We start from the raw sequence: 16145 nt of genomic DNA, 5'->3' as shown, positions 1-16145 counted from the left end.
CTAGGGGCACTCCTGGAGACGGAACACGTCGGAGCTGAGAGTGTTCTCGCCGCCGAGCAGCTGGACGGTCCGTGCACCCATGGCCACGATCCGAAGAAGCGCGGCCGATGGCACGCAGTCCTGATGGGCGAGCAGAAGGGGCGCATGAACACTACCCGCGACAGCCCCTCCTGCTAACGCATCAGCGAAGGCGAACCCACTCGCCAGGTATGCCGTGGAGGCGGTGCCGTCCGAGAAATCTGCGGCGAGGGCATCAGACACCTCGAATCGGTCTACGCCACCGCGCCGCACGGCCCCACCGGCGACGAGCGAGTCGATCTGATTCTCAATGCCCTGACTCACGGAGACAGGGCCTCCCGCGATGTCCACGCGGTGGGACTGCTTCACCAGAGAAACATCATCGGCACCCAAGGTTCGGAGCGCCCCATCGACGAGCAGAATGGATGTCTCTGCGGTCGCCGCGTTGGGAACAGCGGAAAGCGCGTCGGGAAAATTCCGACCGTCGGCGACGTAAAGCCTGTCGGGACTGACCGGCACGGGAAGCAGACCTCGGGTGAGAAGCGCGCGCGATACTGCATACCGATCCGCACCTCCGATGCGCTCTGTAGTCGCACCGGGCACGAGTGCGGCGATCTCGTTCAGCGTCGAGTCCGAGACCGATGTCGCTCCGCCCACAACGAAGATATGGCGCGGGTGCTGCGCCCGGATCTCGTTCGTGACGGAGTGCGGCAGCGCACTAGCCGGCGTCAGAAGAAGCGGCGCATCGAGACGGCCGGCGATCGGACCGACGCTCAAGGCATCGGCGAACTTCTCCCCGCTAGCGACGAACAGTGTGTCGGAACCAGCCGGGTACCGTTGGTGCACCAGATCGGACGTCAGTTCGTAGCGGTCTGCGCCCCCATGACGGATCACGCTGAGCGCAACGAACGTATCCAACCGCACGACACGTCCTGACCCCTGATCCGCGGACCACAGGTACCGACCTTCCGTCAGAGCAGGTTCTGACAGCGTTCCTGTCGCCCGAACCGTATAGTCCGCTGTCACCCCGTCCGTTCCGGACGTGGAGAACGTCCGGGATGCCGAGTCGACACCCCAGGCACGGTTGCCTTGCCGCGACCCGCCGGTCATCCCGGACCGACCGTCGCCCATGATCGAGTCGAGATTGAACGCAGCGCCCCACGTGAACCTCTTGATTCCGTCTCCCGTGGTCACGAACCCCCCGTATCCGCTGACGCCGTTGCTGAGGCCCGTGATCTGAGTGATGTGGTAGCCCATGAACGGGTTCTCCCGGATCACCGCGCCGTCGAGGCCGAGCTGACGCACGCCATTCGCGCCGGTGTCTGAAACGAACAATCGATCGTCGACGCCATCGATTGCCCAGAGCGTCGTCGCGCCGGCGACGGGGTACTCGACCATGGCGCCGGTGGACTGGGTGAGGCGGCCGAGGTTGCCGGTGTTGGATTCTGTGAAGAAGACGAGGTCGCCGGCGTCGTAGATGTGGGCGGGGAATGAGTTCGCCGTGGGGACGGGGTATTCCGTGACGACGCCCGCCGCCGAGACGTGGGCGATGGCGTTCGAGGCGTACTCCGCCGCCCAGGCGCCGCCCTCTCCGTCGGTGGCGAGGCTCGAGGGGCCGCCCGTGAGCTGGGCGGTCGTAGTGACGACGCCGTCCCGCGAGAGACGGAGCACCTGCTTGTCGGCGAAGGTCGAGACCCAGACCGAGCCGTCGGCTCCCGCGACGACGTCGTTCGGCAGGCTCGACGGGTTCGGCAGCGCGAACTCCGTCAGACGAGTACCCGGATCGACCGGCGCCGACGTCAAGAACGCGTCCGGCGTGGTGGCGGGGTCGGGATCGGCGTCGGCGGAGGCCGGGCCCGCCGAGACCAGACCGACCGCGGCGATCGCTGCGACCGTCGTCAAGGCGGCCAGCGCGCGGAGACGGGTGGCGCGCAGTCGGGTCGATCGGGGCATGAGAGGTCCTCTCGTCGCGACCCCCCAGAGCAAGGGTCACTTTCGAGAATGCGCCACAAACGCAGAGGTGCCGCATGAGCAATTTCTACTCATGCGGCACCGGGCCGGGGGACGGCGACGCGCCGCCGCAGACCGCGCTACTCCGCCGCGACCGTGAGGCCCTCGCCGGAGGGCGCGACGCCGACGCGCACCGTGTCGCCGTCACGGATCGCTCCCGCGAGCAGCGCCATCGCCAGCCGGTCGTCGATTTCGCGCTGCATCAAGCGGCGCAGCGGCCGGGCCCCGTACAGGGGGTCGTAACCGCGCTCGGCGAGCCAGCCCCGGGCATCCGGGGTCACCGCCAGCGACAGACGCCGCGACGCGAGACGCACCGACAGGCGGTCGACGTAGAGCGACACGATCTGCGCCAGGTCGTCGTGCGAGAGCGCCTGGAACACCACGATGTCGTCGAGCCGGTTGATGAACTCCGGCTTGAAGGCCTGCTGCACCGTGAGGTTCACGGCCTCGAGACGCTGCGACGGCGTCAGCCCCGCATCCGTCAGGAACGACGACCCGAGGTTCGAGGTGAGGATCAGGATGGTGTTGCGGAAGTCGACCGTGCGCCCCTGACCATCGGTCAGCCGCCCGTCGTCGAGCACCTGCAGCAGCACGTCGAAGACCTCCGGGTGCGCCTTCTCCACCTCGTCCATCAGCACCACCGAATACGGCCGGCGACGCACGGCCTCGGTGAGCTGACCGCCCTGCTCGTAGCCGATGTACCCGGGAGGGGCGCCGAGCAGCCGGGCGACCGAGTGCTTCTCGCCGTACTCCGACATGTCGATGCGCACGAGCGCCTTCTCGTCGTCGAACAGGAACTCGGCGAGCGCCTTGGCCAGCTCGGTCTTGCCGACGCCGGTCGGGCCGAGGAAGAGGAAGGAGCCGGTCGGCCGGTCCGCATCCGCGATGCCGGCGCGGTAACGTCGCACGGCATCCGCCACCGCCTTCACGGCCTCCTTCTGGCCGATCAGCCGGCGGCCGAGTTCGGCTTCCAGGTGCAGCAGCTTCTCGGTCTCGCCCTGGGTGAGGCGGTCGACCGGGATGCCCGTCCACGCGGCGATCACCGCGGCGATGTCATCCGAGCCCACCTGGTCGTTGACCATGCGCTCTTCGCCGTCGGCCGCCACTTCGGCCGCCTCGGCCTCGGCGAGCGTGCGCTCGAGCACCGGGATCTCACCGTAGAGCAGCCGCGAGGCCTGCTCGAGATTGCCCTCGCGCTGGGCCCGCTCGGCCTTCATCCGGGCACGGTCGAGCTGCTCCTTGAGCGAGCCGACGCGGTTGAGGGCCGCGCGCTCGCGGTCCCACCGTTCCTGCAGGGCGGCCAGCGTCGCCTCGCGCGTGGCCAGCTGCGTGCGCAGGGCGGCCAGGCGCTCCTTCGAGGCGTCGTCCTTCTCCTTCTTCAAGGCGAGCTCTTCGAGCTTCAGACGGTCGACGCCGCGGCGCAGCTCGTCGATCTCGACCGGAGCCGAGTCGATCTCCATGCGCAGCCGCGAGGCCGCCTCGTCGATCAGGTCGATCGCCTTGTCGGGCAGCTGACGCCCCGGGATGTACCGGTTGGAGAGGGATGCCGCGGCCACCAGCGCCGAGTCGGCGATCGCCACCTTGTGGTGCGCCTCGTAGCGCTCCTTCAGCCCGCGCAGGATCGCGATCGTGTCCTCCACCGAGGGCTCGCCCACGAACACCTGCTGGAAGCGGCGCTCCATGGCGGCGTCCTTCTCGATGAACTCGCGGTACTCGTCGAGCGTCGTGGCACCGATCAGGCGCAGCTCGCCGCGCGCGAGCATCGGCTTCAGCATGTTCGACGCCGCCACCGAGCCCTCACCGCCGCCTGCGCCCATCAGCGTGTGCAGCTCGTCGATGAACGTGATGATCTGACCGTCGGCCTCGTTGATCTCCTTGAGCACGGCCTTCAACCGCTCCTCGAACTCGCCCCGGTACTTGGCGCCGGCCACCAGGGCCGCCAGGTCGAGCGACACCAGCTGCTTGCCCTTCAGGGAATCGGCCACGTCGCCCGCCACGATGCGCTGCGCGAGCCCCTCGACGACGGCCGTCTTGCCGACGCCGGGCTCGCCGATGAGCACCGGGTTGTTCTTGGTGCGCCGGGTCAGAACCTGGCTGACCCGGCGGATCTCCGCATCCCGGCCGATCACGGGGTCGAGCTTGCCGCTCGCCGCGATCTCCGTCAGGTTGACGCCGTACTGCTCGAGGGCGCTCTTCTGCTCGTCGCCGCTCGCACCTGCCTGTGTGGGCATGGTCGGGGTGTTCCTCTTTCTGCGTGTGCGCATCCGGAACCCGGCCCTCGGCCGCTCACTCCGGATGCAAAGTTGAGTTGATGTGACTCAAGTTTACCGCAGCCCGGCGCTCAGCGCTAGTGAACGTCGTATAACGGATGCGTCGCAGCGGCCCCTCTCCCGGCGTCAGCGCATCCTGGCATGGTAAGACGGAACCGTGCATGTCCTCCCTTCCCGCGTGCGTCTGCCGCTCGGAATCGCCGGCTCCGTGTTCATCGCCGTCGGTTCGCTGGGCGTCGGCTGGATCGGGCCCGCCTCCGCGCTCAACGCGTGGCCGCTGTTCGAGGTGCTGCGCAACACCCGCGCCGGGGTCGGCATCTGCGCGATGCTGGTGGTCTTCGGCGCCCTGATGCTGCTCGTCGCCTGGCTCGCGCTGGGCCTGTCGCTGCTCGGCCGGCGCGCGAACACCGCCACCCGCGCCTCGCAGCTGCGGCAGGTCGTGGTGTCGGCCGCTGCCTGGGGTGCGCCGCTGCTCGCGACCATCCCGATGTTCAGCCGCGACATGTTCGCCTACGTCGGCCAGGGCCGGCTGATGGCCGCCGGGCTCAACCCGTACACCACCGGCATGGCCGACCTCCCCGGCTGGTACGGCATCGGTGTCGACCCGCTCTGGGCCGACACCCAGACCCCGTACGGCCCCGTCTTCGTGTGGCTCGAGCGGGTCGTCGTGATGTCGACGGATGCGCTGCCCACCGAGGTCGCCGTGTTCGCCTTCCGCCTCCTGGCCGCCGCCGGGCTCGCCATGCTCGCCTACTACGTGTGGCGGATCGCGCGCCTGCGCGGCCTCAACGAGGCCGGCGTGCTCTGGGTCGTGGCCGCCAGCCCGCTCGTCCTGATGAACTTCGTGGTGGCGGGGCACAACGACTCCCTGATGCTCGGCCTGATCGTCGGCGGCGTCTACTACGCCCTCAAAGATCGGCCGGTGCTCGGCACGGTCTTCGTGGCGCTGGCCATCGGGGTCAAGCCGATCGCGGTCATCGCGCTGCCGATCATCGGCCTGATCTGGGCCGGTTCGAACGCGGGCTGGGGCGCCATCATCCGGCGCTGGCTCGCGGTGTCGGGGATCGCCCTCGGCGGCATCGTGCTGATGGGCTGGGGCATGGGAGTCGGCGTCGGCTGGATCGCGGCGCTCGCGACCCCGGTGTCGATCTCGTCCTGGTACGCCCCGGCGAACATCCTGGGTGTCAGCGTCGGCGGTCTCGCGAACGGCGTGGGGCTCGACGGCGACCTCGTGCAGACCCTCGTGAAGCTGGCGGTGCTGGCTCTCGGCTGCGTGGCCGCCGCCTTCCTGCTGATCTCGCGTCGCCGGGCCGATCCGGTCTGGCTGCTGGCCGGCTGCTTCGCGGTGATCGCCCTGGCCTCGCCGGTCATCCACCCCTGGTACGGGCTCTGGCTGATCACCTTCTTCGCCATCGCGGGGCTGCAGAAGCTCTGGCGCATCCGCACGGTCGTCTACGCCACCGTGTTCTTCATGCTGATCGGCCTGGCGGAACCGCTCGACCTCGTGCCCCGTCTCGACGGCGACACCGCGATCCCGGTGCTCGTCATCGGCACGGCGTTCCTCGGCGCCGTGGGCGTGCTGGTGGCGACCGAACTGGTGGTTCGGCGCCGCACCCTGGTGCCGGGGCTCGTCCGGCAGCCCGTCGACGGCTGAGAGGCCCGCTCAGGCGAGCATTCCGCCGAAGCGCTCAGGGGCGTCCCGACAGGCTCTCTCGGCGCCGCTTCGTGGCGATGACGATCCCCACGGCGAGGAACAAGACGCCGGCGCCGATCTCGATGATGATGCTCGAGCCGGAGGCACCCGTGTTCGCGAGGCCGGCTGACGTCTCCGCCGCGGTCGCGGATGCGGGGCCGTGAGCCACGGGGGCCACAGGCGAGGCATCGCTCGGCGGCGCCGGCGGAGCTGCCGCAGGCGACACTGTGAGAGTGAAGCTCTGGGTCGCCGAGTCGGGTGCGCCGTTGGTGGCGGTGATCACCAGCCGGAAGCTCCCGGCGGTCGTCGGGGTGCCGGTGAGGCTGCCGGTGGCCGGGTCGAAGACGAGGCCGGGCACGGAACCGTCGAGCGTGAACGTGACCGGGGTGGCGCTTGTCACGATGGGTGTGTAGCTGAAGCCGGTGCCGACCGTTCCATCCGACGGCGGTGCCGACGTGAGGACGGGCGGTGCGAGAGGCGGAACACCCGCAGCTGTGATGCGCAGCGTCTCCTGCTTCGTGGCGGTCCGACCGAATGCGTCATCGACCTGCAGCAGCACCGTGGCCACTCCTTCGGTCGTTGGGGTGCCCGTGATCAGTCCACTGCTCGGGTCGATGTCCAGACCGGCCGGCAGGCCCTGGGCGGAGTACTTCGGACCGTCAGCGGTGGCGGTGACCTGGAAACGGTATGCCGAACCGACGGTGCCGGCCGGCAGCGGCCCGGATGTGATGGTTGGCGGTCTGCTCGCGTTCACCTTCAAGGTGAGCTGCTTCGCGGCGGTCTGACCGAGCGCGTCGTCGACCTGCAGGATCACCGTGGCGGAACCGGCGGTGGTCGGGGTGCCGGTGATCAGACCGGTGGATGCATCGATGGTGAGTCCACGAGGAAGGCCGCGAGCCGAGTATTCGAGGCCACTACCGGTCGCGGTGACCTGGAAACGGTAAGCATCACCGACGGCCGCATCGGGAAGCGCTCGGGTGGTGATCACGGGGACCGCTCCTTCCGCCACTTGGAGGGGCAGCTGCTTGGTGGCGGTCTGCCCGTATGCGTCGTCGACCTGCAGGATCACCGTGGCGGAACCGGCGGTGGTCGGGGTGCCGGTGATCAGGCCGGTGGCCGAATCGATGCGGAGCCCCAGGGGAAGGCCTCGAGCGGAGTAGACGAGCTCGTCACCGGTCGCGGTCACCAGGAGGTTGTAGACCGCGCCCACCCTGGCGGCCGGCAGAGCCGATGTCGTGATCGTGGGTGCAGCGGGGGCGTTCACCTGCAGGATGAGCTGCTTCGTGGCTTCCTGGCCCAGCGCATCCTCGACCTGCAAGATCACGGTGGCTGGTCCCGCCGTCATGGGTGTGCCCATGATGATGCCGCTCACCAGGTCGATGTTCAATCCTCGAGGGAGGCCTCGAGCGGAGTACGACAGGCCGTCGCCCGTGGCGGTCACCTGGAACCGGTAGGCGACGCCAACCGTGGCATCCGGAAGTGAACCGGTGGTGATCATCGGCGCCACCGCAGGCTCGACCTGCATGACGATCTGCTTCGTGGCCGTCTGGCCGAGAACATCGTCGACCTGGAGGAGCACCGTAGCCGGGCCGGCTGACACCGGCGTGCCGGTGATCAGGCCGGTGGCCGTGTCGATGCCGAGGCCTTGCGGCAGCCCCCGGGCGGAATACTCGAGCCCGTCACCGGTCGCGGTGACCTGGAATCGATACCCGGTCCCCGCAGTGGCATCCGGAAGTGAGCTCGTGGTGATCACGGGCACGGCTGCCGGGTCGACCTGCAAGAACAGCTGCTTCGTGACCGCCTGCCCCAGGGCATCGTCGACTTGCAGCAGCACGGTGGCCATCCCTTCCGAGATGGGGGTGCCCGTGATCAGCCCCGTGGCCAGATCGATGCCGAGGCCAAGGGGCAGGCCGCGTGCGGAGTACTCGAGCTCCTCGCCCGTGGCGGTGACTTGGAATCGGTAGGCGGTACCGACGGTGGCATCCGGTAGCGAGTTGGTGGTGATCACCGGGACCGCCGCAGGGTCGACCTGCAGGAGCAGCTGCTTCGTGGCCGTCTGGCCGCCGGCGTCTTCGGCTTCTACCAGCACGGTGAACTGGCCCGAGGAGGTCGGGGTGCCCATGATGATGCCGCTGACCCGGTCGATGTTCATGCCGAGCGGCAGGCCGCGCGCGGAGTATCGGAGGTTGTCGCCGGTGGCTGTGATCTGGAATCGGTAGGCGGTGCCGACGGTCGCGGCGGGCAGCGAAGAGGTTGTGATGACCGGCGCCGGAATGAGAGCGGGATCGACGATGAGAGCGATTTGCGCAGTGCCGATTCGTCCTGCAGCGTCGACGACGCGAAGAGCGACCTCGTAGGTTCCGGCGTCGGCCGGCGTTCCGCCGATGAAGCCGGTCTGCGCGTCGATCGTGAGCCCCGCGGGGAGGCCGGTAGCGCTGTAGGTGAGGTTGTCGCCGGTGGCGGTGATGCGGAAGCCGTAGCTTTCACCGGTGGTGGCTGCGGGCGGGGTCCCGGCCGTGATGATCGGTGCCACACCGGTGCTCGGCTCGATCACGACCGTGTAGTAGGCGGTCTGGGAGACGTCGCCCGCCGGGTCGCTGATCGCTTGGACCCGCACGGTGAACTCGCCGTAGACCGTTGGTGTTCCCTGGATGAGGCCGGTCTGCGCGTCTGCAGTCAGGCCGTCGGGCAGGCCGGTGATGGAGAACGTGACCGGGGACACGTTCGAGGTCACCTGGAAGCTGTACGGCACCCCGGCGGTGCCGTCGGGCAGGGGCCCGGATGTGATGACCGGGACGATGACGGGTGCCGCCTCGATGAGTACGGTGGCGTAGACCACCTGGGAGGATCCGCTCGAGGGCGTGGAGCCGACCGCCTGGAGCTTCACCGTGGATTCGCCCGGCGTCGTCGGGGTCCCCGAAATCAGTCCGGACTGTGCATCCGCGGTCAGACCATCCGGTAGGCCGGTGATGGAGAACGTCACCGGGGACACGTTCGAGGTCACCTGAAAGCTGTACGGCACTCCAACGGTGCCACTGGGTGGGGCCGTCGAGGTGATCACCGGGGTGATGACCGGGGCGGGGTCGATCACGAGGGTGTCGTAGCGCACCTGAGTGGTGTCGCTGGGTTCGGTGCCGATCGCTTCGAGACGCACCGTGAACTCGCCGTCGATCGCGGGAGTCCCGTTGATGAGACCCGACTGGGCGTCGGCCTGCAGCCCGTCTGGTAGTCCTGTCACCGAGAAGGTCACCGGCGAGACGTTCGAGGTGAGCTGGAACGAGTACGCGGCACCGACCGTCCCGGCCGAAAGCGCACCGGACGTCACCACCGGCGTCACGGCCGCCGCCAGCTCTGCGGCGGGTGCGGGGGCTTCTGCTGGGGCATCCTCGGGAAAGGTCTCCCCCGCCGCCGGGGCCTCTGCGTCAGGGGTATCGACGGCCGGTGCCGGTGCGTCTACCGCAGGAGCGTCTTCTGCTGCCATCTCGTCGCCGTCGGCGGCCTCTGCAGGCACCGCGGGTTCGGCCGGCACGGGTTCGGCCGGCGTCGACTCGACGGAGTCTGCCTCGGCGGGTGCAGATTCTGCGGGCGCATCCTCGGTCGTCGACGAGCCTTCCGCGTCGACGGGGAGAGCATCGGCTGTCGCTGTGGGCGGCTCTGCGGGGGTCAGCTCATCGGCGTGCACGGCGAGAGGCATCCCTGTCAGGAGCAGGGCGATAATCCCCGCGCTCAGGGAGAGACGGACGGTGTGGAGCGACTTCATCTCGGTGCGCATGAGGGTCCTAAGGGTTACCGGTCGGCAAAACGACATCACAACTGTCGACTAGTTCAGTCTTAGTTGATACATTCTCATAAAACAAGACCCCTCTTTCTCGGATCCGCCGCCCCACGGCCCGGTTGGTGAGGTGGTTCGGCGCGCTGGATGCGTGCGCCGGCGCGGACGCGCGGACGCCCATACTCGAGATCGGGGAATTCGACAATCGCAAGGACTTCAGCAGCCCCTGGCACTCGACGCGCAGGGCTCAGCGCTTGACCGAGACCATCACGGTGAACTTCGGGGTGCGGTCGACCTGACGCGTGGCACCGACGGTGCGCTGCAGCGCCGCGCGGTAGGAGAGGTGCGAGTTGAAGACGGTCCAGAGCTCGCCGCCGGGGGCCAGCACGCGGCCGGCCGCCTCGAAGAGCTTGAGCGCGATGCCGGCGTGGACCGTGGATCCGACGTGGAAGGGCGGGTTCAGCAGGATGAGGTCGGCGCTGGCGTCGTCGAAGCCGGCGAGGGCGTCGTCGCGCACCGCCTCGACGCGGCCGGTGAGGCCGTTCGCCTCGAGGGTGGCTCGGGTGGACTCGATCGCCGCGGCGGACTGGTCGGTGGCGATCACGCGGAGGGGCGGATGCGCGGACTCGGCCGGGTCCGCGTCCGCGTCCGCGTCCGAAACCGAACTCGAGCCCGAGTCCGCACGCGAGCGGGCCAGCGCCGAGGCGAGCAACCCGGTGCCGCAGCCGAGGTCGATGGCGAGTCGGGCATCCGGCTTCATCTCGCTCAGGTGGTCGAGCAGCAGGCGGGTGCCGATGTCGATCTTCGTGCCCGCGAACGCTCCGCCGGTGGCGCAGACCCACAGGTCGTGGTCGGCGTGGAACTCGCGGCGCACCTCGGCCGGCGCGACCTCGGGCAGCGGTGAGCGGGCGATCAGCACGCGGGACTTCTGGCGCGCCAGCGTGGCCGTGACCTCGCCGAAGGAGGCGGCGAGCACCTCGTTCATGGCCGGCGTCATGTGCTTGACGCGCCCACCCGCGAACACCACGACCGAGGGATCGGCGTACGCGGCGATCGCCCGCGCGAACTCGTCGAGCGCGGCCAGGCTGCGCGGCAGCTGGAGCAGCACCACGGTCGCCCCCTCGAGCAGCTCGGGGCCGAGCGGCAGGCTGCGGAAACGGCCGCCGAGGTCGACATCGAGCACGCGCCGGGCGTTCTCGGCGAGCGCGAGCTCACCCGAGCGGGCGTCCTGGTGCACCCGGATGCCGTGGATCTCGAGCACTCCGGCGGTGGCCAGCGTGAGCGCGCCGTAGTTGTCGCCGATCACGACCACCTGTCCCGGTTCGCCCCGGGTCGACTGGATGGCCGCATCCGCCTCGTCGAGGATCAGCCGGTCACTCGCATCGACCGCGAACAGATTGTCGGCCTCGATGTCGGGGTGGCGGCGGAGGGCGTCGAACGAGAACTCTGTCACCGTTCAACCGTACGCGGTGCCCGGGTGCTTCAGATGCGGACGAGCGGATGCGGGCCCGCTTCGCCGGCCCCCGGGGGCGTGGCGGGCGGCGATGCGCCGGCGGGCAGCACGAAGGGCGCGGCGGGAACCGCCGTCCCGGCAGGGCGGTAGGCACGCGACAGTCCCGCCACGGACAGCCAGCCCGCCAGGAGCGGAGGCACCGCCGCAGCCAGCGCGGCCACCACGACGATCGGCCCGATCGCCTGCCCGCTCATCGTGAACACGAACGACAGCGCCCCGAAGACGACCGCCAGCAACCCCGCCAGCACCGCTGAGAGCACCGCGACGACGACCACGATCGCGAGCGACCAGCCCGTGACGGCGACCGGATGCGCCACGCCGTGACGTCGCAGCAGGCCCCACGAGGCGGCCCACGCCCCGCCGAGCAGCACGAGCGTGGCGGCGACAAGCACCGGAGCCGCGGACTGCACGGCCGCATCCACGTCCATCGTCCACCCGGCGATCAGCACCGCCGCACCGAGCCCGACTGCGAAGCACGCGACGACAGCTCCCAGCGCCAGCCCTCCGAGCGTCGCACCGCGCTTCTGCCGAGCGGTCAGCGCCGGACGCGGTGGCGCGACCGGACGCGCCACAGAGCCGGGGTCGGGGCCGGGGCCGGGGCCCTGAAACTGAGAATACGTCACGGCACGAGCATCCTCGCTCGCCGGCCTGGAGTCAAGGTGACCTGAGGCGGATGGCCGAAGACCGACCTGAGCGCAGGCGACCGGAAAGTTCTCTGTCGGCCCGCTACTCGTCGCGGCCGGGGCGCCAGACCACGAGCTCGGTGCGGCGCTGGGTGCGGGTGCCGTGCTTCAGCGAGATGACCTCGCCCTCCACACCGGCGGCGAAGACGCGGCGGCCGGGGCGGTTGAGCAGCTCGTCGGCGAGCGCGCCCTCGAGTTCGCGCACGCGGGCACTCAGCGCGGAGACCTGGTTCTCGAGCTGCAGGATGCGCGCGATCCCCTCGAGCGAGACACCCTCGGACGACAGGCGCGCCACCTCGCGCAGCTGCACCACGTCACGCATCGAGTAGCGGCGCGACTTGCCGGCCGTGCGGGTGGGACTCACCAGCCCGAGCCGGTCGTATTGCCGGAGGGTCTGCGGATGCATGCCGGCGAGCTCGGCCGCCACGGCGATCGCGAACAACGGAGAGTTCTCATCGACGTCGTTCATGCGATTCCTCCCTCAGAGAGATCAGTGTGACTCGAGTACGGATGTGCGGGCCGAGATGACGGTGGTTGCGGGTTCGACACGCGAGATGCCACATCCGCTGTCATCGTGCGGGCAGAAGAGGTACGGGAGGAGAGCGCGGGCCGGCCTGCCACCGAACGGGGCAGGCCGACCCGCGGCATCCTCAGTCCTGCGCTTTCGCGAGGAGCTCGGTGCGCGGGTTCTCGGCGGGCTCCACCGCGTGGAACGCCTCGAGGGCCTCGCGCTGCGCCGCCGTGAGGTGCGCGGGCACCGCGACCTGCACGACCGCGAGCAGGTCGCCCTTGCCCTTGGCCGACTCCACGCCACGGCCCTTGACGCGCAGCACCCGGCCCGACGGAGTTCCCGCCGCGACCTTGAGCTTCACCGGCGCACCGCCGAGCGTCGGCACCTCGATGGTGGCACCGAGGGTGGCCTCGACAAAGGTGACCGGCACGTTCACGCGCAGGTTCAGCCCGTCACGCTCGAACACCGGATGCTTGCGCACCGAGACCGTGAGCACGATGTCGCCGGGCTCACCGCCGTCGGGCGAGGGCTCGCCCTTGCCGCGCAGCTTGATCTTCTGCTGGTCGGCCACGCCGGCCGGGATCTTCACCGTGATCGGCTTGCCATCCGCCGTCTGCAGCTTGATGGTGTCGCCCTTGACCGCGGTGACGAAGTCGATCGTGGTGCGCGCCGTGACGTCGCGGCCCCGGGTGGGACCGTAGGCGCCGCCGAAGCCACCGCGACCCCCGCGCGCACCGCCGCCGAACATCCCACCCAGGATGTCGTCGAAGCCGCCCGGCGACTGCTGGTAGCTGTACGACTGCCCGCGGGCACCGCCTCCGCCCTGGCCGAACATACCGCCGAAGACGTCTTCGAAGCCGCCGCCCTGACCCCCGCCACCCGCGGTGAAGCGAGCGCCGGAGCCCATGGCGCGGATCTGGTCGTACTCCTTGCGCTGCTCGGCGTCCGAGAGCACCGAGTAGGCCTCGGAGATCTCTTTGAACCGGGCCTCGGCCTTGACGTCGCCCTGATTGGAGTCGGGATGGTACTGACGGGCGAGCTTGCGGTACGCCTTCTTCAACTCGGCGTCGGAGATGTCTTTCGACACCCCGAGCACCTTGTAGAAGTCTTTGTCGAACCAGTCCTGGCTAGCCATTGGGCACCGCCACCACGACCTTGGCGGCGCGCAGCAGCGTGGAGCCGAGGTAGTACCCCGACTCGACCACGTCGGCGATCGTGGGGGTGGTGACGTCGTCGCTGGGCTGCTGGAAGATCGCCTCGTGCAGCTGGGGGTCGAATTCCTCCCCGACCGCCGCGAAGGGCTTGAGGCCCACCCGCTCCACGCTCGAGCGCAGCTTGTTGGCGATCGCGGTGAACGGGCCGCCCTCTTCGAGGTCGCCGTGCTTGGCGGCCCGATCGAGGTCGTCGAGCACCGGGATGAGCACCTTCACGACGTCGCCGGTGGCGCGCTCGCGCTCCACCTCACGGTTCGCCTCGGTGCGCTTGCGGTAGTTGGCGTATTCGGCCGTCACCCGCTGGAGGTCGGCCAGCCGCTCGGCGGCCAGCTCGTCGGCGGATGTCTGACCCGACAGGAACGACAGGTCGGCATCCGAGAGGGAGGTCTCGATGTCCGGTCCCTCAGCCTCGATGAACTCCGCACCCTGTGCAGAGGTCGAGTCGGGCGTCTCCCCTTCGGAGGAGGCGCCCGACTCGTCATCGGGCTGACGACCGTTGGTGGTGTCGTCAGTCATGGATTACTTGTCCTTCGGCTCGTCTTCGTCTTCGACGACCTCGGCGTCGACCACGTCGTCATCCTCCTTGGCGGAGGACTCGGTGGGCTCGCCCTGTTCGCCCGCCGGAGCGGATGCGTCGGCCTGAGCAGAAGCATAGATGGCCTGGCCGAGCTTCTGCTGGCTCTCGTTGAGCTTGTCGAACGCGGTCTTCACGGCCGCGTCGTCCTCACCCGCGAGGGCCGACTTCAGCGCGTCGACGTCGGCCTGGACCTCGGTCTTGACGTCGTCGGGCAGCTTGTCGTCGTTCTCCTTGATGAGCTTGTCGGTCGAGTACGCGAGCGTCTCGGCCTGGTTGCGCACCTCGGCGGCCTCGCGGCGCGCCTTGTCTTCGGCGGCGTGCTCCTCGGCCTCGCGCACCATGCGCTCGATGTCTTCCTTCGCCAGCGACGAACCGCCGGTGATGGTCATCGACTGCTCCTTGCCGGTGCCCTTGTCCTTCGCGGACACGTGCACGATGCCGTTGGCGTCGATGTCGAAGGTGACCTCGACCTGCGGGATGCCACGGGGCGCCGGCGCGATGCCGGTGAGCTCGAAGGTGCCCAGGTTCTTGTTGTCCCGGGTGAACTCGCGCTCGCCCTGGAACACCTGGATCGCCACGGACGGCTGGTTGTCGTCGGCCGTGGTGAAGGTCTCGCTGCGCTTGGTGGGGATGGCCGTGTTGCGCTCGATGAGCTTGGTCATGATGCCGCCCTTGGTCTCGATACCGAGGCTCAGGGGGGTGACGTCGATGAGCAGCACGTCCTTGCGCTCACCCTTCAGCACGCCGGCCTGCAGGGCGGCGCCGACGGCGACGACCTCATCCGGGTTCACGCCCTTGTTGGGGTCTTTGCCACCGGTGAGCTTCTTGACCAGCTCCACCACGGCGGGCATGCGGGTCGAGCCACCGACGAGCACCACGTGGGCGATGTCGTTGACCGAGACGCCGGCTTCGGCGATCACGTCTTTGAAGGGCTTCTCGGTGCGGGCCAGCAGATCGCTGGTGAGTTCCTCGAACTTGGCGCGGGTGAGCGTGGCGTCGAGGTTGGCCGGGCCGTTCTCGGTGAGCGAGAGGTAGGGCAGCGTGATGCTGGCCGACATGCCCGAGGAGAGCTCCTTCTTGGCCTGCTCCGCGGCCTCTTTGAGGCGCTGCTTGGCGATCTTGTCGTTGGAGACGTCGACGCCGGTGGTGTCCTTGAACTGCTTGATCAGGTAGTCGACGATCCGCTGGTCCCAGTCGTCTCCACCGAGGCGGTTGTCACCCGAGGTGGCGCGCACCTGGATGGTGCTGAAGTCGTCGTCCTTGCCCACCTCGAGCAGCGACACGTCGAAGGTTCCGCCACCGAGGTCGAAGACCAGGATGAGCTCGTCTTCCTTGCCCTTGTCGAGGCCGTAGGCGAGCGCGGCCGCGGTGGGCTCGTTGATGATGCGCAGCACGTTGAGGCCCGCGATCTCTCCGGCCTCCTTCGTGGCCTGGCGCTCGGCGTCGTTGAAGTACGCGGGAACGGTGATGACGGCATCCGTCACCGTGTCGCCCAGGTACGACTCGGCGTCGCGCTTGAGCTTGGCCAGGATGCGGGCCGAGATCTCCTGCGGCGTGAGCTTCTTGCCGTCGATGTCGGCCTTCCAGTCGGTGCCGATGTGGCGCTTCACGCTGGAGATGGTGCGGTCGACGTTGGTGACCGCCTGGCGCTTCGCGGTCTCGCCGACGAGCACCTCGCCGTCCTTCGTGAATGCGACCACGGACGGGGTGGTGCGGAAGCCTTCCGCGTTCGCGATGACGGTGGGCTCTCCACCTTCGAGCACGGCGACCACCGAGTTGGTGGTTCCGAGGTCGATGCCTACTGCACGAGCCATGTGGCTGTTCTCCTTCTGTTGCGATGCTGTCGTGTCGAAAGTCTGTTCAAGACCTGAGCCTTGTGACCTC

10 protein-coding genes are annotated in these 16145 nt (G+C 69.1%); 1 reads left to right on the top strand and 9 read right to left on the bottom strand.

Translation table 11 applies throughout. From position 1 onward, the window contains the following. Both ACN4JJ_RS07630 and ACN4JJ_RS07625 read right to left on the bottom strand, forming a co-directional pair. On the bottom strand, positions 1-1971 hold the full coding sequence (locus ACN4JJ_RS07630) for a cell wall-binding repeat-containing protein (RefSeq protein ID WP_440709309.1): 1971 nt from the start codon (positions 1969-1971) through the stop codon (positions 1-3). Positions 1972-2108: 137 nt separating this feature from the next. Beyond that, the gene (locus ACN4JJ_RS07625) at positions 2109-4259 is read right to left on the bottom strand and encodes an ATP-dependent Clp protease ATP-binding subunit (protein ID WP_440709308.1); all 2151 of its coding nucleotides are present in this window, start codon (positions 4257-4259) and stop codon (positions 2109-2111) included. 217 nt (positions 4260-4476) lie between these two features. Between ACN4JJ_RS07625 and mptB the strand changes: the two genes are divergently transcribed. After that, positions 4477-5952 (top strand): polyprenol phosphomannose-dependent alpha 1,6 mannosyltransferase MptB, encoded by a 1476-nt coding sequence (gene mptB / locus ACN4JJ_RS07620; RefSeq protein WP_440709307.1) that lies wholly within the window; start codon positions 4477-4479, stop codon positions 5950-5952. Between the two features lie 34 nt (positions 5953-5986). Here mptB and ACN4JJ_RS07615 read toward each other — a convergent pair whose 3' ends face one another. From ACN4JJ_RS07615 to dnaK, 7 genes are all read right to left on the bottom strand, one after another. Next, positions 5987-9763 carry a putative Ig domain-containing protein gene (locus ACN4JJ_RS07615; protein WP_440709306.1) on the bottom strand — a complete coding sequence of 1259 codons (3777 nt, stop codon included), beginning with the start codon at positions 9761-9763 and terminating at the stop codon, positions 5987-5989. A gap of 247 nt (positions 9764-10010) precedes the next feature. Beyond that, positions 10011-11216 (bottom strand): class I SAM-dependent methyltransferase, encoded by a 1206-nt coding sequence (locus tag ACN4JJ_RS07610; protein WP_440709305.1) that lies wholly within the window; start codon positions 11214-11216, stop codon positions 10011-10013. Positions 11217-11245: 29 nt separating this feature from the next. Beyond that, complete coding sequence (locus ACN4JJ_RS07605) at positions 11246-11899, bottom strand: hypothetical protein (protein ID WP_440709304.1); 654 nt, start codon at positions 11897-11899, stop codon at positions 11246-11248. A gap of 103 nt (positions 11900-12002) precedes the next feature. Continuing rightward, positions 12003-12428, bottom strand: coding sequence for a heat shock protein transcriptional repressor HspR (locus ACN4JJ_RS07600; RefSeq protein WP_440709303.1), 426 nt, complete (start codon positions 12426-12428; stop codon positions 12003-12005). Between the two features lie 181 nt (positions 12429-12609). After that, positions 12610-13605: a DnaJ C-terminal domain-containing protein gene (locus tag ACN4JJ_RS07595; RefSeq protein WP_440709302.1), complete on the bottom strand. Its 996-nt coding sequence runs from the start codon at positions 13603-13605 to the stop codon at positions 12610-12612. After that, entirely contained in the window at positions 13598-14200 is a 603-nt protein-coding gene (locus ACN4JJ_RS07590) for a nucleotide exchange factor GrpE (RefSeq protein ID WP_440709301.1), read from the bottom strand. Before ACN4JJ_RS07590 ends, ACN4JJ_RS07595 begins: the two co-directional genes overlap by 8 nt. Positions 14201-14203: 3 nt before the next feature. Then, positions 14204-16075, bottom strand: coding sequence for a molecular chaperone DnaK (gene dnaK, locus ACN4JJ_RS07585; RefSeq protein ID WP_440709300.1), 1872 nt, complete (start codon positions 16073-16075; stop codon positions 14204-14206). Between the last annotated feature and the right edge of the window lie 70 nt (positions 16076-16145).

Origin of the sequence: Herbiconiux dendrobii, assembly GCF_052048175.1 — a bacterium.
Taxonomy (GTDB): Bacteria; Actinomycetota; Actinomycetes; order Actinomycetales; family Microbacteriaceae; genus Herbiconiux.
This window is presented reverse-complemented; position numbering and strand designations above follow the sequence as displayed.

Bases quoted from the DNA above. Each gene is read 5' to 3' on its own strand.
- ACN4JJ_RS07630 (WP_440709309.1), bottom strand. From the start codon at position 1,971: ATGCCCCGATCGACCCGACTGCGCGCCACCCGTCTCCGCGCGCTGGCC.
- ACN4JJ_RS07625 (WP_440709308.1), bottom strand. From the start codon at position 4,259: ATGCCCACACAGGCAGGTGCGAGCGGCGACGAGCAGAAGAGCGCCCTC.
- ACN4JJ_RS07615 (WP_440709306.1), bottom strand. From the start codon at position 9,763: ATGCGCACCGAGATGAAGTCGCTCCACACCGTCCGTCTCTCCCTGAGC.
- ACN4JJ_RS07600 (WP_440709303.1), bottom strand. From the start codon at position 12,428: ATGAACGACGTCGATGAGAACTCTCCGTTGTTCGCGATCGCCGTGGCG.
- ACN4JJ_RS07595 (WP_440709302.1), bottom strand. From the start codon at position 13,605: ATGGCTAGCCAGGACTGGTTCGACAAAGACTTCTACAAGGTGCTCGGG.
- ACN4JJ_RS07590 (WP_440709301.1), bottom strand. From the start codon at position 14,200: ATGACTGACGACACCACCAACGGTCGTCAGCCCGATGACGAGTCGGGC.
- dnaK (WP_440709300.1), bottom strand. From the start codon at position 16,075: ATGGCTCGTGCAGTAGGCATCGACCTCGGAACCACCAACTCGGTGGTC.